The organism is Bacteroides sp. K03 (assembly GCF_019734355.1).
In the GTDB taxonomy this organism is placed as follows: Bacteria; Bacteroidota; Bacteroidia; order Bacteroidales; family Bacteroidaceae; genus Bacteroides; species Bacteroides nordii.
In genome coordinates this window covers 128,727-149,629 of the sequence record NZ_JAASHC010000008.1, presented here as the reverse complement: position 1 = coordinate 149,629, position 20,903 = coordinate 128,727, and the positions used below count along the sequence as shown (strand labels likewise).

Sequence of the window (20,903 nt, the reverse complement as noted above, 5' to 3'; positions counted from 1 at the left end):
ATCCAGATATGAAACGAATCAGTATCTATTTTATCATGCTTGTAGCTGCATTCAGCCTCAGCATAGGCGTACAAGCCAAAACAATAACAGTAACAACAGCAGGAACGCTCTCATCGTATCTGTCTTCTGAAGAGACACAAACCGTTACAGAACTTATTATCAGCGGCCCACTGAACGGTACAGACATTGCATTAATACGTACTACCGCAGGAAATCTGGAAAGACTCGATCTGACCAATGCAACCATTGTAGAAGGAGGTACTCCATATACCTCATATAATGGACAGGATTATATGACTCAGAATAATATAGTTGGCAGCTATATGTTTCGGGGAATGGTCAATCTGATAGATTTGAAATTTCCTAAGAACGTTGTAGGGTTAGGAAGTTATACTAAAAACGGATCTTATTCTACATGGAGCGGATATAGCGTATCCAACTGTCCGTCATTGGAAACCGTTACACTTCCAAGTACATTACTATGGATCGGAGAATACTCATTCGATGCATGCAGTCGTTTGAAAGAAATCATTATTCCAGAAGGAGTCAAAATAATGGGGCAATATACTTTCAATGGCTGTCAATCATTAAAAAAAGCCTCCTTACCAAGTACACTAACAGATAGTTTCACCTATGATGGATGTACTTTCACCAGTCAATATAATAGTGGTAGCAACTTTGCTGACTGTACTAATCTGGAGGAAGTCATCTTGCCGGAAGGTCTTACCTTATTGTATTCATATATGTTTTCCGGTGCAACTTCTATTAAGCATATTACATTGCCCTCCACACTAAAAGTAATAAACAGCGCTTTCAATGGATGTAGTGGTCTTTTAGAATTAGAACTTCCAAGTGGATTAACTCAATTAGGAAGCATGTACGGTTGTAGTTCATTGAAATCATTAGTTATCCCCGAAAGTGTAACTGAAGTAGGTTCTTTTGGGAGGTGTACACAATTGGAATCAATTACACTCCCCTCTGGATTAACAGGATGGTTGCCCGACTTCAATGGCTGTAGCAATCTAAAAAGTATTACTATACCGGATAATGTAATTGGAATTAATAGACGAAATTTCGAGGGTTGTAACTCATTAAAAACAGTCAATATCTCTGCCTCATCAAAGCTTGAAGAAATTAGAGAGGAAGCTTTTCAAAGGACCTCTATTACTGAAATTCATTTACCGGAATCAGTTAAAAAGTTAGGACGTTATGCTTTCGCATACTGCACACAATTGACACATGTAACCCTCCCTAAAAACAATACTGCTTTCCAAATGGAAAATTTTGTATTTACAGGTTGTTCTACTCTGGAAAACATCAATCTGCCTACTTCTTTAACCTCTATCCCTCAAGACGCTTTTAGTAATTGTATATCATTAAAAGAAGTTACTCTCCCGGGAGCACTTACAGAACTTGGACATCAAGCTTTTAAAGGATGTACACAACTCACTAAGATAACAATTCCCGGAACCATTACTTCATTTAACAGTTCCGTATTCGCCAATTCTGGACTCACAGAGGTAACAATAAACAACGGTATACGAGAAATTGGGGAAAATGCTTTTGAAAATACCCCCCTCACCAGTATTACATTTCCTAAAACCATCACACGTATCAGTGGACTTGGAAACAGTAATATCACTAACATTCATTTTGCAGAAGGTGCAGAACCTACAGAAATTGTGGAAAATGCATTTTATGGATGTAAAATTGCCACTTTTAATATCCCTGCAAGTGTAACAACCATAAAAGAGGGAGCTTTTCAATACAGTAGTATTCAGGAAATCACAATCCCCGAAACAGTAACTACCATAGAAGATCGTTGCTTTAATAACTGTAACGAACTTACCAAAGTTACTCTCCCTACCAATATGACCGAATTACCGAATAGCATGTTTTGGAGCTGTCCCAAACTAAAAACAATTCAATTACCATCTAAATTGGAAAAAATAGGGAGCTATGCATTTCGTGACAGTGGAATCAATGCAATACAACTCCCACAGAACTTAAAAGTAATAGAATACTGGGCCTTTAATGGATGTACTCAACTGAAAAGTATTACTCTTCCTCCTCATCTGGAAAAGATAGGAGAACGAGCTTTTGAAAGTACCTCTATCAATAATATTGAAATACCGGTTACCGTAACAGAAATTGGAGAAAGAGCTTTCCGGTGTTATAATTCATCTGAAGGGTCCTACAAATCCTACTTAAATACCGTAGTATGGAACCCCAGTTGGGAAGTTCCTTATAATGTATTCTCTGCAGCGACTTATCTCTACATTCCAGAGAATGGAAGCGTAGCATCCGATGCAGAATACAATTTCACTTATATTTTCCGGGGAGGTGTCACTGACCAAATGGAGATCAAAACAAATGGGAATCAGTTCAGTATTCCCAAAGAATTAAAAGCTAAAAAAGTGTATTACTACAAAAACTTCAATACAGAGAGTGGATACAACTCACCAGCTGGCTGGAAAACCATCGTATTACCGTTTGATGTTGATCAATTTACGTATACGCGGTACTCTACCGAACCCGACGCTACCGGAACCCCACTGGCACCTTTCGGCAATACCCTTTTAGAAACAGATGACACAGCCCTGCCATTCTGGTTATACGAACTTACTCCAACCGGATATGTCTCAGCCACTTCAATACAGGCCAATAAACCTTACCTCATTTGTATGCCTAACAACCGGGCTTATCCGGAAGCCAATAATATTACCGGTAATGTTCGTTTCTCTGCAGAAAATGGCGCAGGTGTTCTACTTGCTCCTACCGAAGGTGCCCTACAATCGTCAGAGGGTGCCAACTACAGTCTTGTACCAACTTATGCTACAGTTGAAAAAAGCGAACAGGTATATTCTTTAAATGAAACAAGTTCATACTTTGATGGTAACAAAGACTATCCCGCCGGTAGTGTATTTATCCGTAATTATGCCGACGTAGCCCCCTTCCAGGCCTATGTACAGACCAAAGCCGCTCCTGCATCTGCTCCACGGCTATACAGCATTGGTGGCGATGGAGGCAGTATCACCGGTATCGGAAGCATGATCCTAACTCCTAACCAGGCCACCAGAGCATACAGTGAGAACGGTATTCTCTATATCGAAAGTAATGCTGTCCGCACCATTCCTATTTATGATGCCAGCGGACGTACCATACGAGTGATCGAAGCTCAGGAAGGCCGCAACGAAGTAAACGGACTGGCAGAGGGCATCTACTTCCTTGAAGGACAAAAAGTAATGGTAAAAAAATAACGAAGTATCAACATGATTCAAAAACATCAGATACAAATAATCAGGTACCTGCTCCTTACCCTCATCCTGCTTTTACCGGCAGGATGTGATAAGGACGAGGAACCGATGATATATGCGCCTACACTGGTGACAAACAATGCTACCGGACTGACGCGATATGATGCGGTACTGACAGGTTCGGCCATTGAAAACCCAAAGAGCGTGGGAAAATGCAAGATAGGATTTCTCTATGCCGAATCGAGTTCGATGAACAATGCAAAGGAGGTAGAAGCCCAGGCCGGAGACAAAAACCAGTACACTGTAACACTGGAAGGCCTATCTATCGGAAAAACTTATTACTATTGCATTTATGCCAGTACCGGATACAGCAAAGTGAAAGGAAATGTGATAAGCTTTAGTACACTCGCCAGTGAAGCACCTACTCTCAATGTACCTGTGGCCGAAAGCAAAAGTGAAACGGGAGCTATCCTGACCAGTGGTGTAACCGATGATGGTGGTAGCGACCTGACAGACTTTGGAGTAGTTTACAAAGTAAAAACAGAAGAGGACAATGCGGATCCCACTGAATATGATATCGTAAAGAACGCGTCATCAGGCTTTACATCCGAAGCCTTCACTGTAGAACTAACCAATCTAAAGGCAAATACCACTTATCTGATACGGTCTTATGCTAAAAACAAAACGGGTAAAACCGGATACAGTGCCGAAAGCATCGAAATTACTACAGATGCATTGAAAGTACCAACAGTTACCTGCAATCCGGTTGGTGATATTTCAGCCTATACAGCACTGGCTACTGCCCGCGCTGTAACACCGGATGCAGCCTATCCGATACTGAAACGTGGTTTCTGCTGGAGTGCCGAGAACCAGGTTCCTACCATAGACAACCTGAAAGAAGAAGTTGCTTTAGGAGCAGCCGACTTTTCTAAACTACTGGAAGGTTTGAATACTGGTACGAAATATTATCTTCGGGCTTATGCAGAAAATGATAAAGGCATAGGATACAGTCCGGTGGTAGAGTTTACCACACAAAATCTGCAGGTAGTGGGTTTTGAAACAGTACCACAGATCAGTAATATCACTGTATCATCAGCTGAAGTAACCGCCGTTATTACCGTGCCCGAAGGTACGGAGATTCTGGAAAAAGGGATTTGTTATGACATCTTCTCTACCAAGCCGGGTGTAGATATGGAAGGTGGGCCTAAAAAAGATACGAGTAGCGGAAATAACATCCACATAGCCATAAACGGATTACAAGAAGGTACCAATTATTATGTAACTGCCTATGCCCGAACAGTCGACGGCTATTTTTACAGTAATCCAACATCATTCCATACCGTACAAACCCATGTTCCTGCACTCGCTGTACCGGTTATAAATAATATTGGTGAAACAGTAGCCACCGTAAAAGTAGAAGTTACTACCGACGGAGGCAGAGATATAGAGGAAATCGGCTTTTGTTGGAGCAGCGAAGTATCTGCACCTAACATAAACGATAACGATCACATCACTGAAGTTGGCAAACTAACCACCTACACCAAGCAGATCTCTAATCTGAATAAAGGTATCAAGTACTACGTACGAGCTTATGCCAAAAACGTAAACGGAGTGGCATATAGTCCCGTGACAGAGTTTACCACTCAACTAAACAGTGCACCGGAAGTGGAAGACCTGACAATGAGTATTATTAATGATGATAATGTTACTGTGGAGGCTACCATCACCAATACCGGAGGATTGAGTATCCTTAAAAAAGGTTTTGTATGGTCGGATTCCAGTAATGCTACTCCAACTCTGGAAAACTGTCTTGATAAGAAAGAATTGGGTACCGGTTCTGATGCTGGCGGGCGTTTTGAGGCTCAAATAGTAAATCTTACTATGGCTACTCCTTATTATATTTGCGCATATGCAGAGAATGAAAAAGGGATCACTTACAGTATTCCCGTCCGTTTCGTTACAATTGCGACCTATACCCCTGCCGTAGGATATCCTTCGGCAGAGAATATCACCGCAAATACAGCTGATATGTCAGCTAACATTTCAAATGACGGAGGAGCCAGTGTCACTGAAGTAGGTTTCTGCTGGAGTGAAAACAGTTCGGAACCGGTAATAGATGAAGCGAAAAAGAACTATGCAAAAGCACAGGTGGCTACTAACTTCTCTACTAAGATTTCCGGATTAAAAGCAGCAACCTATTATTATGTAAGAGCTTATGCAAAAAACAAGAATGGTATCTCATACAGTAGCGGTTACAGTAGCTTTACAACGCTGACTACTACTCCCGGTCCGGATGATAATCCATTACCCGAACCCCAATCTGCCCAAAAAGCACGAACGGTAAGAAAGTAAAACTCCTTTTTATATTCTCTCTAACATAAGGTGAGGCTCCCCCGGTATTTCTTTATAAATGTCGGGGGAGTTGTATTATAATGGTCTAATACCCATCCTATCACTCCCGTCCACATTGTAAAGATACCCTCAAAACAACCGGAAATCATAAGATAGTATAAGAGATTCAGAACAAATAGACTTTGAAATAGACTGAATACACACTATTTTTGCAAGCAGTTGCTGAAAACAGCTTTGCCTATTAATAACTAACAGAATCTAAAAATGAAAAAAAAAGAAAAGCCACTATTTATCCATTACAAATCCTGCCGGATAACTCTACTTGTTTTTGTATGGTTACTCCCACTTGTCAGCGCATATGCTACCCCTTATAATATTGCAACTCGCGCACAGGTAAAAGCCTCTTCTTTCATGCCCGGATTCGAACCGGAAAAGATTATCGACGGAGCAATCCGCCTATACGATCAGGGAGAATGGCGTTCTCAGAGCAAAGAGACGTTTTGGGGATATATTGATTACCCATGGATAGAATTAAAATGGGACGAGGCACAGCCGATAGAAAGAATTATCTTGTACGACCGCCCCAATCCCCAGAGTCAGATGGCAGGAGTTACTATCCACTTCAGCGATCATTCTAAAATCTACGTAAATTCAATTCCCAACGACGGTGCTCCAAAGGTGATTGATTTCCCTACGAAACTCAGCTCTTTTATTCGTATCGAAAGCACGGACGCAATGGGCACCAATGTAGGTCTCTCCGAAGTGGAAGTCTACCCATCCATCGAGGGATATCATGATTTTGTAGAAAAGGTAGACCCTTATATCGAGACTGCACGAGGAAGATATTTCTTCTTTGTTACAGGAAGCCTGCCCTTTGGCATGATTAGCGCAGCTCCTATGACACGAAACAAAAACCAGTACGGCGGCGGATACAATTATAATTCTAAAGAAATATTAGGGTTCCCGCAACTGCACGATTGGATGAATGGCGGCATTGTACTGATGCCTACCACAGGTGAAGTGCCCACCAAGCAGGGAGAAGAGGGATGGAAATCATCCTTCTCGCATGAAGGAGAAACAGTACGCCCGGGTTATCACAAACTATTTTTAGACAGATATAACCTATGGGTAGAGCAAACCGCCACAGACAGGGTAAGTTTTTATCGCTTTACCTATTGCAACGATGCTCCTCTTGCAGATATACTGCTCAATCTGGGAGGATATGTAGGTACAATAACCATGACCGAAGCAAATATCCAAAAGGTCAGCGATCAGGAAATAGAAGGCTCCGTCAACACCATGGGAAGACTATGGGGAGGTCCCGACAATGTAAAAGTGTATTACGTTATGCAATTTAGCAAACCAATGAAAGCCATAGATGGTTGGGATAACCAAACAGAATACCGGGACATAGAATCTCTGACAAGCCATGAAAAACCGACACGGCGCAATGCCACCGGCATGACGTATTGGGATGCACCTTCTTCGGGTATCAAAGCACGCTTTACAGCTAAAACAGGTGAACAAATCTGTGTAAAGGTGGCTATTTCCTATACCAGTATAGCCAATGCACGGCTCAATATGGAAATGGATTGTAATCATTGGGACTTTGATGCAGTGCATCAGCAATCACAAAAAGAATGGAATGATTATCTGGGAAAAATAGCAGTGAAAGGTGGTACAAGAGACCAACAAATCAAATTTTATACGGATCTTTGGCATGTGCTGCTGGGACGTCATAAAATAGACGATTACTCCGGTGACTATCCGGATTATACACAGGGAGAACGACAAGGCAAACATACAGTAAATGCCGTGTTCAAAAAAAGGACCTTACCGAAAGACGCAAATGGAAAAGTAAAATTCCATATGTATAATTCAGATGCATTTTGGCTCTCACAATGGAATTTGAATGTACTCTGGGGATTGGCATGGCCAGAAGTTTTAGATGACTTTTCCGCCTGTCTGGTGCAATATGCCGAAAATGGCGGACTGTTGCCCCGGGGACCCAACCTTGGTGGATATTCGTACATCATGTCATCTTGCCCGGCTACCAACTTACTGACCGCTGCTTATCAAAAAGACATGCTAACCAAAACAACTCCGACAGCTGCTTATAAAGCAATGGTCAACAATCATAAAGGCGGAGGAATGTTAGGCTCTAAAGAGCAAATTGACATCTATGAACAGAACGGTTATTTTCCGGATAATGCCGGATGGACGATAGAGGCTGCCTTTCAGGATTGGGCACTATCTCAAATGGCTGGAAAACTTCGGAAAAAGAAGGATGCGGCATTCTACCTGAAACGGTCCCAAGGCTGGGAAAACCTTTTCTGCGATAAAGTCAACCTGTTGATGCCCAAAAATAATAAAGGAGAATGGTTACATCAAGATCCTTTAAGCGGAGAGGGATGGATAGAAGCCAATGCCTGGCAGGCTACTTGGGGAATATCTCACGGATTAAGCAGACTGGCAGAATTAATGGGAGGAAAAGATGCTCTGTGTACCAAACTGAATGAGGCTTTCGAGCAATCTAAAGAAGATGATTTCGTATATGGGTATCGCGATGGATATGTGAGTTACGCCAATCAACCAGGGTGTTCGAATGCCCATGTATTCAACAGAACAGGCCGACCGGACTTGGCACAATACTGGGTAAGGCGTGTCAACGAACAAGCATACGGAGCAACTACCCCTGATAAAGGTTACGGTGGACACGACGAAGATCAGGGACAAATGGGAGGAGTAAGCGCCCTCATGTCAATAGGAATGTTCAGTGTAGACGGAACTTGTTCCATCCAACCCGTTTATGATATTACGTCTCCCGTATTTGATGAAATCACCATCTGGTTGGATAAAAAGTATTACCCCAATGGAGATAAGTTTATCATTAAATGCCATAACAACAGCAAAGAGAATTGCTACATTGAGAGAATAGCCCTCAATGGTAAAGAACTGTCAGAATGCCTGCTCCCGCACAAAGAATACGCAAAAGGAGGAATCTTAGAACTCTGGCTAAGCAATTCCGCACCTGTAAAATAATGACATAACATTCTGTTCAAAGGGGCAGAAGAAATCTGCCTGTCGAGAGTGTGTAAAAAGTAATAAAATGCCCCGCGAAAGTTCACATCCAACTTTCGCGGGGTACTTTGTTTATTCACTGATCTCTTTTTTTCGGTAAGCAGTAGGCGACACTCCCATAACTTTGGTAAAGACCCGGGAGAAATAAGCCTGTTCCTCAAATCCAAGCCGTAGAGCTATCTCATTCAATTTCATATCGGTAAGCTCAATATATTGACAAGCCTTCTGAATTTTCAGTCGAATAAAATAGTTGATAGGAGAAGTACCGGTCTCTTTCAAAAACAATGCCGAGAAATGAGACTCCGAATATTTAAAATATCCGGCCAAGTCCTGTAATGTCAAATTACGATCTATGTTTTCCTGCAGATAGTAAATCACCCGCATAGAAAATGAAAGCGGCTTATGTCTGGGAACACCGATATCCCGAAATTGCTCTTGAAAAATGAACGTAGATAAGAAAGAGTACAGGTACATCGCTGAATAAGCAAAATATTCTTTGATATATCCCATGGAAAAGCTATTATAGATTTCTTCAAACAGCTCAATACGAACTTGCTGACGCGAGTGTTCATCCGAAAGAATAATCCCCGGAGATATATGAACAGTAAAAATCGAATGCACTAATTTACCGCTAAAATGAAGCCAATAGATGGTCCACGGCTCATCTATATCAGCCTCAAACGAATAAGGGACATGGGGAGGGATAAATATATACTGCTTCTGCCGTATCTGATACGTCTTCCCATTAATATGATACTTACCTTTTCCGTCGACACAATATATCAGCATTGCATAATCTGTACCCGATTCTTTTTGCACATAATGATATTTCACCTTCGGGAAAAAACCGATTTTACGTACATAGAGATTCTCTATCAGAGGATCTTTACTATATTCTCTTAACAAATTTTCGGGCAGGGATACAAATCGCTCTCCTTTAAACCCTTCCTTTATTCTTACCATAGTACAAAATCATAAGATTGTATAAGAAGATCAGAACAAATATACCTCAAAAAAAGCAATAAGTAAAGTATATTTGCAGAAAAACAATTCGGCAAAATGAGAAAAAGTAATTATGACAAGACCCCTTCAACTCGTATAGAAGGAAAGATATGGATAGGATGGAGTGAAATCCTGAATAAATTAAAGAAAACAGGAGTAACTGGTGATTTCCGAAAGGTTTTTGTAGTAGAGTGTTATCAGGGAGTAAATAAACAAGAACTTCTTTCTTATTTTAAAGAACTATCTCCGACACTATTGATTGATACGGAAAGCTTGTTTAAGTCACCGGAAGATATTGAGCGTATGACAGCACCCTATATGACGGAAGACAGCTTATTCGGGTATACTTCACACTTTTCTTACAAAAACTTCCTGGATACGGAAAAGGTGGCAGCCTGCCGTGAACAAATAACACAGACGAACGGACTCATTGTTTTATGCGGACATGGAGCAGCAGAAGTTTATCCTCATCCGGACCTACTTATGTACGTTGATATGGCACGTTGGGAAATACAGCAACGCTTCCGGAGAAAAGAAGTGAACGGATTAGGAGTTAGAGACAAAGAGGTTGCCCCCTCCCTTCACTACAAACGAGGTTATTTTATAGATTGGATAGTATGTGATAACCTTAAAAAGAGGCTATTAAATAAAGTTGATTATTGGCTGGATACCCATATCAGTGATCTCCCTAAAATGATCGAAGGAGAGACCTGGAAAGCCGGTCTTAAAAAAACAGCTTCTTCTCCTTTTCGTGTAGTCCCGTTTTTCGACCCGGCTCCATGGGGTGGCCAATGGATGAAAGAAGTCTGCGATTTAGACAAGACACAAGCCAATTTCGGTTGGTGCTTTGACTGTGTTCCCGAAGAAAACAGCTTATATTTAAATATTTCCGGAACACTCTTTGAAATGCCATCCAATAATCTCATTTTCTATCAACCTCGTGAAGTTTTGGGAGAACCGGTAGAAGCCCGTTTCGGAGAAAACTTTCCTATTCGTTTTGATTTTCTGGATACGATGGGAGGAGGCAATCTCAGCCTGCAGGTACATCCTACAACCCAATATATCCGGAATACATTCGGCATGGCCTATACACAGGATGAAAGCTATTATCTGCTGGATGCACAAAAGGGTGCAACTGTCTTTTTAGGAATAAAGACAGGCATAGATCCCGAAGAAATGATTGCAGCCCTGCACGAATCGCAAAAGACAGGGAAGAAGTTCGATACAGAAAAGTATGTAAACCAATGGCCGGCAAAAAAACATGACCATTTCCTGATTCCGGCCGGAACAATCCATTGTTCCGGAGCGGGTGCAATGGTGCTCGAGATTAGTGCAACGCCAAGTATCTTTACATTTAAGCTTTGGGATTGGGGGCGTCTGGGGTTAGACGGCCGTCCTCGTCCCATAAACATCCGACATGGTGCTAATGTGATTCAATGGGAACGACAAACTGATTATACACGCCGGTATCTGGTTAATCACGTGGAAAAGATTGCAGAAGGAGAAGGTTGGTATGAAGAACGTACCGGATTACACGAAAATGAATTTATAGAGACACGCCGCCACTGGTTCACCGGTAAGGTTTTGCACCATACCGGGAATAGCGTTAATGTTTTAAATGTAATTGAAGGAGACGAATTAATAGTGGAAAGCCCTGACGGAGCATTCGAACCGTTTACTGTTCATTATGCAGAGACATTTATTATCCCGGCTTCAATCAACCAATATACCATATCTCCAGGTGCAGCATCAAAAGAGAAGCGATGTGGTACAATCAAAGCTTATGTTCGATTTAAACAATAATAAATTATGAATTATAAAGAAGAACAACGCATCGTAATGACTTTGGATGCGGGTGGAACCAATTTTGTATTTTCGGCAATAGCCGGAGGAAAAGAGATTGTAGAACCTTTTGTTTTACCTTCTGTTCCAACTCATATCGACCATTGTCTGAAAAATATAGTGACCGGGTTCCACCATATACTAAAATTATTACCGGAAACTCCGGTAGCAATAAGTTTTGCATTTCCGGGGCCGGCCGATTATGAGGCAGGAATTATTGGCGATTTACCCAACTTTCCGGCCTTTCGAGGCGGAGTTGCTTTAGGCCCCTATTTACAAGATCAATTCGGATTACCTGTTTTTATTAACAACGATGGTAATCTGTTCGCATACGGAGAAGCAATGACCGGCATTTTGCCGGAAATAAACAACCGGTTAAAAAAAGCCGGTAGTACCAAACGTTACCAAAATATCATTGGTATAACGCTGGGTACAGGTTTTGGAGCCGGAGTAGTAACAAATGGTCAACTCTTGTTGGGAGACAATGCTGCCGGTGGTGATTTATGGTGTCTACGTAACAAAAATCATCCGCAATTTATTGTAGAAGAAAGTGTCAGCATCCGGGCTATAAAACGTATGTACGCAGAACGTTCCGGTTGCAAAGAAGATTTAACCCCTAAAGATATCTATGAGATTGCGGAAGGTAACCTTCAAGGAGAACAGGAGGCAGCCAGGGCTTCCTTTGCCGAACTGGGTGAAGTGGCTGCAGAAGCATTATCTTGCGCCTTAACATTAGTAGACGGATTAGTAGTTATAGGTGGCGGATTAGCTGGGGCTTCCAAATACATACTACCTGCAATGATAAAAGAGCTAAACGGTACTATACGTATGATGGATGGAAGTATCTTCAACCGCTTACAAATGAAAGTATTCAATCTGGAAGATGAGACAGAATTTGCATCATTTGCCGGTTATCAGCCCAAACAGATAAAGGTTCCCGATACCACCCGATTTATATCTTACGATTTATATAAACGGACAGGAATAGCCGTTACCCATCAAGGCACCAGCCGTTCCATTTCATTAGGTGCCTATACTTATGCCCTTAATCAATTAGACAACCAATAATCGCACCATGAATACACAATTTAAAGCCAAAACATTCTATCCGATTCTATTCGGTTTCTTCGTAATGGGATTCGTAGATATCGTAGGTATTGCAACAAACTATGTGAAAAAAGATTTTGAACTCTCCGATACATACGCAAACCTGCTCCCAATGATGGTATTTGCCTGGTTTGCAATCTTTTCCATTCCTACCGGCATTCTAATGGGAAAAATAGGGAAAAAACTGACTGTCATAATGGCTTTAGCTACTACAACAGTAGCAATGATAGTCCCCTTTATTTCCTATACTTTCGCAAGTATGTTACTCGCTTTTACAATATTAGGTATCAGCAATACTATACTGCAAGTATCATTAAACCCGATGATTGCCAATGTTGTTTCTACTGATAAAATAGCCAGTACGTTAACTCTCGGCCAATTCGTCAAAGCAATATCTTCATTTTTAGGACCTATTGTCGCAGGAGGTACTGCCATATTATGGGGAGACTGGAAAATAACATTTGGTCTATATGCGGTAATTTCATTGTTTTCCACTATTTGGATGTATCGCAGCATCCCCGATAACCAGCAAGAAGAGGATACACGTTCTAATTTATTGTCTACTCTGTTGCTACTTAAAGATAGGAAGATCTTTCTGATTTTCTTAGGAATATTATTCATTGTCGGAATCGACGTCGGTTTAAATACAACCATTCCCAATTTCTTAACGACACAAGCCAATATGCCGTTAAGTGTAAGCGGCTTGGGAAATAGCCTGTATTTCATATCTCGTATGGCGGGTACATTTTTAGGTACTTTATTATTAGCGCGTATAAAACCTCATATTTATTTGCAAAGCTGTATATTGATTGCCATTATAGCATTTATCTCTTTATTATTGGTTCGTGTACCTTGGGAAATGTTTGCATTAATCTGCATCGTAGGCTTAGGTTGCTCCTGCATTTTTTCGATTCTGTTCTCCTACGCTTTGCAACATAAACCGGACCAGAGTAACGAAGTTTCGGCATTAATGATAATAGGAGTATCGGGTGGCGCCTTAATTACTCCTCTTATCGGAATAACATCCGATTATTGGGGAGTAACTGCCGGATTGGCTTTATTATGTCCCTGTTTACTCTATTTAGGAATACTATCTACTATAATAAATAAGCCCTCCCGCTAAAAGTGCTTCCCGCACGGGGAGGTACGCCAGGCGATGGTTCATTGAAACGCAGATGAACGCAGATTTTCGCAAAAGAAAACAAATGTATGATAAAGAGCTACAGTCTTTTAATCTGCGTCCTGCGTTTCATCAAAGATTTAAAACTCTGTGAAACTCCGTGCAACTCTGTGGTGAGTTTAATTCTTTTCGGGCCAATAATACGAACTCATTTAAACATTGGTACCGCAAACCACTTCTTAAACATCTTCGTTACAAATACATACATCACAAATGCAGAGAAAAATCCTACAATGGCATCAATAAGATAATGAGCTTGAATGTAAACAGTGGCACAACAGAGTAAGATATAGAATGGCATCAAAACAGCAAACAGCCATTTGCTCCCACGCCATGCCATAATCATAAGAATCGTAGAAATACCTACATGCGAACTGGGAAAGGCTGCCGTAGGACGTTCTCCAACTTGCTGTGAGCCCTCCACAAGATTATAAAAAAAGCCATGTTCATATCCCGGACCGGGCAGCAATTCCTGATGATGATTGAAATAATCACCGATAGCATAAAATGTACCATGCTCTGCATTCTCTAATCCGATGGCCGGGAAATAATATTGCGGACCGGCAACCGGGATAAATATATAGATCAGATAATAAATAAAAAAGGAAGTAACCAGTACAAAGGAGAGTTTCTCAAACAACTCAAATCTATAGATAAAATAATACAAAGTCACCACCAGAATCATCGGATAATAGGCAAAATAGCCCATATTAAAAGCCTCACTTATCCATTGGTGCGGCAACAAATAGCAAAAGTGCAATGCAGGCTGGCAACCAAACATCCACTGTTCGGCAGAAGCAAAGATATGATCCAGGTTGGGGAAAAAACGGTTGAACTCATACGTATCCGGATACCAATAAGAAAGCAGACTCATTTGAATGGCAATCCGCACAAAAGCAGAAAACTTACAAGGTGCCAACCTGTAGAGATACATTAATAAGAATGTCATTCCGGCAATCATAGCCCTGTCCAGCAACATGTGCCAGGGATGATCCATCCGCTGAAAAAGGAACAGAATCAATATAGAAGTCAACAAGTTGTATATCAGTGTTACCTTCTCAACAGCGAACAGTCCCTTGCGGGTCTCTACACGTTTAAATAAATCTAGAGCCATCCTTCATTCTTATACCAGGCAATGGCCTCTTTCACTCCTTTTTCCAAGTCATATTCAGGAACATATCCCAGTTCTTTCATGGCTGGAGTAATATCACATTGCCAGTTTCTTTGTTTCATTATCTTATATTTATCTGAATTCAGCGTACTACTCTTTCCTGAGCGGGTAGCAATGAATTCAGCGAGCAAAGATACGACTTTAAGGAGAATTAACGGGCATTTCAATCGAATAACGAATGGATTTCCCAATTCTTTTTGTATCAGATCCGAAAAAGTACGACTTTTATAGACCTTCCCATCAGCCAGAAAATAGGCTCTCCGGGATACCTGCTTCTCAATTCCAAGGAAAACAGCCTGAACAATATCTTTTACATATACAAATGTAAGATCCTGACGTTTGAAACCAACAGAAAAGTCCATATGATTGAGTATCGACTTAGCCATAAGAAAATAGTCCATCTCACGAGGGCCATATACCCCTGTAGGACGATAAAACACATAAGGAAACCCAGGAATACTTTGTATATACAACTCCGCTTTAAGTTTACTCAGTCCATAAGCAGTGTTCGGAGCCGGCAGATCATTTTCGTGTATCGGATTGTAATCCTCTTCGTGTATCGGGCCAAAAACACTCAGCGTACTGATATAAATAAATTGCTTGGGCACCATATTAAGTTGTATCAATGTATCAACAAAATATTTGGTTTGCAAATAATTGACACGGTCGAACTCCTTTTTATCTACACATTTAGTCAATCCGGCACAATGAACAATATAGTCAAACTTATTATATGTACCTTTATGACCGGATAACTGCGCTTTCAACTCATTGGGATGGGCAAAATCAAGTTCCAGAAAATGAATTTTCCGGTCAGATAAATACTTCCTGCTACTGGTAGAACGAATTCCTGCCCACACAGCAAATTTGCGTTTCAAAGCCTCCTCGACGATGAAACTGCCAATAAACCCACTCGCTCCTGTAACTAAAATACTTGCCATAATTAATAATTATTCAATGTACCAATAAATAATGTGCTAATGTGTTAATATGCCAATGTGCTGCGCTATAAAAACATGCCGAAAACCAATTGGTATATTAGTACATTCTTTTAATTGGCACATTGGCATATTAACACATTAGCACATTATTTAATTGGTTCTACATGTATACCCACATGCGTTCCTTCTCCAAACATTTCCTTCAATTTTCGCTCAATTCCCGTAGCAGTACGATGAGCTTCTTCCAATGAGATTTTTCCATCCATACGTACATGCAACTCAATGGCGTACTGATTCCCTATTCTACGGGTTCTTAAATGATGTGGCTGACTTACTCCGGGAAATGAAAGCGCAGCCTGCTCTATTTCACGTTCTACCTCATCAGGCAATGACTTTTCCAAAAGCTCATCTACACAAGGTATCAACAACTGAATAGCTACTTTCATTATAAAAATACTGACTACTACAGCAGCTATCGGGTCAAGTACTCTCCATTTGTCACCAAGTAAAATGGCCCCGCCAATACCAACAGCCGTTCCGATAGAAGAAAGAGCATCACTCCGATGATGCCATGCATTAGCTATCACCGCCTGTGAATTCAGTTTTCGTCCTTTTATAACGGTATATTGATACAATATTTCCTTCAGTACAATCGAAACCAACGCTGCTATCAATGCCAGCATTCCCGGCTCCCCAAGCTGTTCTCCATGAAAAAAATCAGAGATAGAGGAAGCACCGTTCCAAAGGATACCAAAGCCGACACACAAAAGTAATATCCCGATAATAGCTGTAGCCAGCGTTTCATATTTTCCATGTCCGTAGTCATGATCTTTATCTTCTGGCTTGTTAGAGATACGCACAAAGATAATCACAATAATATCAGTAACAAAATCGGATAAAGAATGAACCGCATCAGCCAGCATAGCAGCACTATGTCCTGCTATTCCGGCGAAGAACTTAAAGACAAGAAGTAAGAAGTTTACCACACTTCCCACAACAGTCACTTTATAAATTTCTTTTTCCCGGGAAGGAGTTTTGGATTCCATTTTGTTATAATATAAATCAACTATTGGGCAAATGTACATGAAATTCTTGAATTATTGATATTTAATCATTTACTTTGTAGTTAATAACAATAGAAATAAGTTACGTCTCTAAGTAACAGGTCTCACCTGTATTCGCTTCAAAATCCGTAACTTATTAGCTCGTAACTTATAATAATAAAAACATCATGGCGAAAAAGAAAGAAAAAAAAGCCGGTAAACGAATGAAGAAAAAAGAACTGGCAACCACATTAATGGATTTCTTCCACACCAGACAGGAAGAAGTTATCAGCCTTAAATATCTTTTCGCGGAACTACACCTCACCACACATCCCCTGAAAATGCTGTGCATGGATATTCTCGCGGATATGCTGACTGACGACTACATAACGGAAGTTGATAAGAATAAATACAAACTCAACAACCACGGCATCGAGATGACAGGAACCTTCCAGCGTAAAAGCAACGGAAAGAACTCATTCATCCCCGAAGGTGGAGGCGACCCGATATTCGTGGCCGAACGTAACTCTGCCCATGCAATGAACAATGACAAAGTAAAAATAGCATTCTTTGCCAAACGCAAGAACCATGACGCTGAAGGGGAAGTTATTGAAATACTGGAACGTGCCAACGACACATTTGTGGGTACGCTACAAGTAGAAAAATCTTATGCTTTCCTGGTAACAGAAAACCGGACGCTGGCAAATGATATCTTCATCCCAAGAGATAAACTGAAAGGTGGAAAAACCGGAGACAAGGCTGTTGTGAAAGTAATCGAATGGCCGGACAAAGCTAAAAATCCAATCGGACAGGTACTTGATATTCTGGGTAAAGCCGGAGACAATACCACTGAGATGCACGCTATTCTGGCAGAATTTGGTTTACCCTATGTCTATCCTCAGACAGTAGAAAAGGCTGCTGATAAGATTCCGGCTGAAATCTCTGAAGAAGAGATAGCCAAACGGGAAGATTTCCGTAAGGTCACTACTTTCACCATCGACCCAAAGGATGCCAAAGACTTTGACGATGCACTCTCTATCCGTAAACTAAAAGACAATTTATGGGAAGTAGGAGTACATATAGCAGACGTAACGCACTATGTAAAAGAAGGAAGTATCATTGATAAAGAAGCCGAGAAACGTGCTACCTCTGTCTATCTGGTAGACCGTACTATCCCGATGCTGCCCGAGCGTCTGTGTAATTTCCTTTGTTCACTACGCCCCCACGAAGAAAAGCTCGCTTTCTCCGTTATTTTTGATATCACAGAGAAAGGAGAAGTAAAGAATTCACGTATCGTACATACAATCATCTATTCCGACCGCCGCTTCACCTACGAAGAAGCACAGCAAATTATCGAAACCCAGGAAGGAGATTTCAAAGAGGAGGTTTTGATGATGGATACAATTGCCAAAGCGTTACGCGAAAGACGTTTTGCTGCCGGAGCTATTAACTTTGACCGCTACGAAGTGAAATTCGAGATAGACGAGAAAGGAAAGCCGGTCAGTGTTTATTTCAAAGAATCCAAAGATGCCAACAAACTCGTAGAAGAGTTTATGCTACTTGCCAACAGAACCGTAGCCGAGAAAATAGGACGCGTACCCAAAGGTAAGAAAGCCAAAGTATTGCCTTATCGTATCCATGATCTGCCCGATCCGGAGAAACTGGATAATCTTTCGCAATTCATTGCCCGCTTCGGATATAAGTTGCGTACCAGTGGCACAAAGACAGACATATCAAAGTCTATCAACCACCTGTTGGACGACATTCAGGGAAAGAAAGAAGAAAATCTGATTGAAACAGTTTCTATCCGTGCCATGCAAAAAGCGCGTTATTCAACACACAACATCGGACATTATGGATTGGCGTTCGATTACTATACGCACTTCACATCCCCCATTCGTCGTTTCCCGGATATGATGGTACATCGCCTCGTGACCAAATATCTGGACGGAGGAAGAAGTGTTTCGGAAAGCAAATATGAAGATCTCTGTGATCATAGTTCTAACATGGAGCAGATTGCGGCAAATGCTGAACGTGCTTCTGTCAAGTACAAGCAAGTAGAATTCATGAGCGAACGGCTGGGACAAACATATGATGGAGTAATTTCCGGTGTCACAGAATGGGGACTCTATGTGGAGCTTAACGAAAATAAGTGTGAAGGTATGATACCTATGCGTGATTTGGACGATGACTACTACGAGTTCGACGAAAAGAACTATTGTCTGCGCGGACGCCGTAAGAATAAGACATTCAGCTTGGGCGATGCAATCACTATTAAAGTAGCCCGTGCCAACCTGGAGAAAAAACAACTTGACTTTGCATTAATGTAATAAAGAAGGCGGTAAAGTGATAAGGTTATAATGTTGTAAGGTTATAACTTTACCACCTTATAACCCTATCACATTATAACTTTATACGTATGAAAACAGTCATCATAGAAGACAAACAACGGGTAGAAGAAATCATCTCCCGTTGCGATATCTGCTTTGTCGGTATTACCGATCAGGAGGGGAATCCGTATGTAATACCCATGAACTTTGGTTATCAGGAAGGGGTAATTTATCTGCATTCCGGACCAACAGGAAGCAGTATCGACATGTTGGAACGTAACAATAACGTATGTATCACTTTCAGCACAGACCATGAGCTGGTATTTCAGCATCCCAAAGTAGCCTGTAGTTACCGAATGAAAGCTAAAAGTGTGATCTGCCGTGGAAAAGTAGGTTTCATTGAAGATATGGACAGCAAACGCGAAGCACTGAATATCATCATGAAACATTATAGTAGCCGGGAATTTGTTTATTCAGACCCGGCTGTAAGAAATGTAAAAATATGGGAGATTCCTATTAGTAGTGTAACGGCAAAAGAATATGCGGCACCACATAAGAGTTGAAAGTTGAAAATTGAAAGTTGAAAATTACTATGCAGAATGACAGCGCAGCTAATTTTCAACTTTCAACTTTCAATTTTCAACTCTATAAAGGGTATTCCTCAAAAGCATACAAGATCGTAGACAGGTAGCGCTCTCCCGTATCGGGTAACAACGCTACTATTGTCTTACCCTTATTCTCCGGAAGTTCTGCCAGCTTTGTAGCCGCATATACGGCAGCTCCTGAAGATATTCCAACCAGTAAGCCTTCTTTCGTTGCCAACTCACGGCTGGTACGGATGGCATCATCATTCTGAACCTGCACAATCTCATCCACTACTGATGCGTCATAGATTTTAGGAATAAATCCGGCTCCGATACCCTGTATCTTATGAGGTCCGGGCTTGCCACCGGACAGAACCGGAGAATCAGCAGGTTCTACAGCCACTATTTTTATTTGAGGATTGTAGTCCTTTAATGCTCTCCCCACACCGCTTATTGTACCACCGGTACCAACACCTGCCACAAATATCTCTACACGTCCGTCTGTATCATGCCATATCTCCTGCCCGGTAGTCCGTACATGGACAGCAGGATTAGCAGGATTCTCAAATTGCTGCAGGATCACTGCACCGGGAGTGTTCGCTTTCAACTCTTCTGCCTTCGCTATGGCACCTTTCATTCCGTCAGCACCGGGAGTCAGTACCAGTTCGGCTCCCAAAGCCTTCAGTAAGTTCCTCCGCTCTACACTCATCGTGTCCGGCATTGTCAGAATCAGTTTATATCCTTTTGAGGCGGAAACAAAGGCCAGTCCCACGCCTGTATTACCACTGGTTGGTTCAATAATGGTAGCACCCGGTTTCAAGATTCCTTTTGATTCAGCATCTTCAATCATAGCCAAAGCGATACGGTCTTTCACGCTACCTGCCGGATTAAAATACTCCAACTTTACCACCACACGGGCTTTTAGTCCTTTACTTGCATTGTAGTTACTCAGTTCCAGCAACGGAGTGTTGCCTACGAGGTCTGTCAGTCTTTTTGCTATCTTTCCCATATCT

At 41.4% G+C, this 20,903-nt stretch carries 13 protein-coding genes; 8 read left to right on the top strand and 5 right to left on the bottom strand.

Translation table 11 applies throughout. From position 1 onward, the window contains the following. Positions 1-8 precede the first annotated feature (8 nt). The 3 genes from HCG69_RS08490 to HCG69_RS08480 all read left to right on the top strand — a co-directional run bounded on the left by HCG69_RS08490 (position 9) and on the right by HCG69_RS08480 (position 8,651). Positions 9-3,260, top strand: a complete 3,252-nt coding sequence (locus HCG69_RS08490; RefSeq protein WP_221649699.1) for a leucine-rich repeat domain-containing protein — start codon at positions 9-11, stop codon at positions 3,258-3,260. A gap of 12 nt (positions 3,261-3,272) precedes the next feature. After that, positions 3,273-5,609: a fibronectin type III domain-containing protein gene (locus tag HCG69_RS08485; protein WP_221649698.1), complete on the top strand. Its 2,337-nt coding sequence runs from the start codon at positions 3,273-3,275 to the stop codon at positions 5,607-5,609. Positions 5,610-5,873: 264 nt separating this feature from the next. Continuing rightward, entirely contained in the window at positions 5,874-8,651 is a 2,778-nt protein-coding gene (locus HCG69_RS08480; RefSeq protein ID WP_221649697.1) for a GH92 family glycosyl hydrolase, read from the top strand. A 111-nt stretch (positions 8,652-8,762) separates the two neighbouring features. On the opposite strand, the gene HCG69_RS08475 is transcribed toward HCG69_RS08480, so the two are convergent. Next, the gene (locus tag HCG69_RS08475; protein ID WP_002558405.1) at positions 8,763-9,653 is read right to left on the bottom strand and encodes an AraC family transcriptional regulator; all 891 of its coding nucleotides are present in this window, start codon (positions 9,651-9,653) and stop codon (positions 8,763-8,765) included. Positions 9,654-9,749: 96 nt separating this feature from the next. Between HCG69_RS08475 and HCG69_RS08470 the strand changes: the two genes are divergently transcribed. The 3 genes from HCG69_RS08470 to HCG69_RS08460 are packed head-to-tail and all read left to right on the top strand — an operon-like array spanning position 9,750 to position 13,764. Then, entirely contained in the window at positions 9,750-11,495 is a 1,746-nt protein-coding gene (locus tag HCG69_RS08470; protein WP_221649696.1) for a class I mannose-6-phosphate isomerase, read from the top strand. A 6-nt stretch (positions 11,496-11,501) separates the two neighbouring features. Next, positions 11,502-12,602 carry an ROK family protein gene (locus HCG69_RS08465; protein WP_221649695.1) on the top strand — a complete coding sequence of 367 codons (1,101 nt, stop codon included), beginning with the start codon at positions 11,502-11,504 and terminating at the stop codon, positions 12,600-12,602. Between the two features lie 7 nt (positions 12,603-12,609). After that, positions 12,610-13,764: a sugar MFS transporter gene (locus tag HCG69_RS08460; protein ID WP_221649694.1), complete on the top strand. Its 1,155-nt coding sequence runs from the start codon at positions 12,610-12,612 to the stop codon at positions 13,762-13,764. Between the two features lie 205 nt (positions 13,765-13,969). On the opposite strand, the gene HCG69_RS08455 is transcribed toward HCG69_RS08460, so the two are convergent. The 3 genes from HCG69_RS08455 to HCG69_RS08445 all read right to left on the bottom strand — a co-directional run bounded on the left by HCG69_RS08455 (position 13,970) and on the right by HCG69_RS08445 (position 16,979). Then, positions 13,970-14,935, bottom strand: a complete 966-nt coding sequence (locus HCG69_RS08455; protein WP_221649693.1) for a phosphatase PAP2 family protein — start codon at positions 14,933-14,935, stop codon at positions 13,970-13,972. Beyond that, complete coding sequence (locus tag HCG69_RS08450) at positions 14,926-15,933, bottom strand: NAD(P)-dependent oxidoreductase (RefSeq protein ID WP_002558410.1); 1,008 nt, start codon at positions 15,931-15,933, stop codon at positions 14,926-14,928. Before HCG69_RS08450 ends, HCG69_RS08455 begins: the two co-directional genes overlap by 10 nt. A gap of 146 nt (positions 15,934-16,079) precedes the next feature. Beyond that, positions 16,080-16,979 carry a cation diffusion facilitator family transporter gene (locus HCG69_RS08445; protein WP_221649692.1) on the bottom strand — a complete coding sequence of 300 codons (900 nt, stop codon included), beginning with the start codon at positions 16,977-16,979 and terminating at the stop codon, positions 16,080-16,082. 185 nt (positions 16,980-17,164) lie between these two features. On the opposite strand from HCG69_RS08445, the gene rnr reads away from it, so the two are divergent. Together rnr and HCG69_RS08435 are read left to right on the top strand one after the other, a co-directional pair. After that, a complete protein-coding gene (gene rnr, locus HCG69_RS08440; RefSeq protein WP_221649691.1) occupies positions 17,165-19,306 on the top strand; it encodes a ribonuclease R in 2,142 nt (713 codons plus the stop codon). 89 nt (positions 19,307-19,395) lie between these two features. Further along, complete coding sequence (locus tag HCG69_RS08435) at positions 19,396-19,869, top strand: pyridoxamine 5'-phosphate oxidase family protein (RefSeq protein ID WP_002558413.1); 474 nt, start codon at positions 19,396-19,398, stop codon at positions 19,867-19,869. Positions 19,870-19,951: 82 nt separating this feature from the next. On the opposite strand, the gene cysK is transcribed toward HCG69_RS08435, so the two are convergent. Next, a complete protein-coding gene (gene cysK, locus HCG69_RS08430; RefSeq protein ID WP_221649690.1) occupies positions 19,952-20,899 on the bottom strand; it encodes a cysteine synthase A in 948 nt (315 codons plus the stop codon). Positions 20,900-20,903 lie beyond the last annotated feature (4 nt).

Bases quoted from the DNA above. Each gene is read 5' to 3' on its own strand.
- HCG69_RS08490 (WP_221649699.1), top strand. From the start codon at position 9: ATGAAACGAATCAGTATCTATTTTATCATGCTTGTAGCTGCATTCAGC.
- HCG69_RS08485 (WP_221649698.1), top strand. From the start codon at position 3,273: ATGATTCAAAAACATCAGATACAAATAATCAGGTACCTGCTCCTTACC.
- HCG69_RS08480 (WP_221649697.1), top strand. From the start codon at position 5,874: ATGAAAAAAAAAGAAAAGCCACTATTTATCCATTACAAATCCTGCCGG.
- HCG69_RS08475 (WP_002558405.1), bottom strand. From the start codon at position 9,653: ATGGTAAGAATAAAGGAAGGGTTTAAAGGAGAGCGATTTGTATCCCTG.
- HCG69_RS08470 (WP_221649696.1), top strand. From the start codon at position 9,750: ATGAGAAAAAGTAATTATGACAAGACCCCTTCAACTCGTATAGAAGGA.
- HCG69_RS08465 (WP_221649695.1), top strand. From the start codon at position 11,502: ATGAATTATAAAGAAGAACAACGCATCGTAATGACTTTGGATGCGGGT.
- HCG69_RS08460 (WP_221649694.1), top strand. From the start codon at position 12,610: ATGAATACACAATTTAAAGCCAAAACATTCTATCCGATTCTATTCGGT.
- HCG69_RS08455 (WP_221649693.1), bottom strand. From the start codon at position 14,935: ATGGCTCTAGATTTATTTAAACGTGTAGAGACCCGCAAGGGACTGTTC.
- HCG69_RS08450 (WP_002558410.1), bottom strand. From the start codon at position 15,933: ATGGCAAGTATTTTAGTTACAGGAGCGAGTGGGTTTATTGGCAGTTTC.
- HCG69_RS08445 (WP_221649692.1), bottom strand. From the start codon at position 16,979: ATGGAATCCAAAACTCCTTCCCGGGAAAAAGAAATTTATAAAGTGACT.
- rnr (WP_221649691.1), top strand. From the start codon at position 17,165: ATGGCGAAAAAGAAAGAAAAAAAAGCCGGTAAACGAATGAAGAAAAAA.
- HCG69_RS08435 (WP_002558413.1), top strand. From the start codon at position 19,396: ATGAAAACAGTCATCATAGAAGACAAACAACGGGTAGAAGAAATCATC.
- cysK (WP_221649690.1), bottom strand. From the start codon at position 20,899: ATGGGAAAGATAGCAAAAAGACTGACAGACCTCGTAGGCAACACTCCG.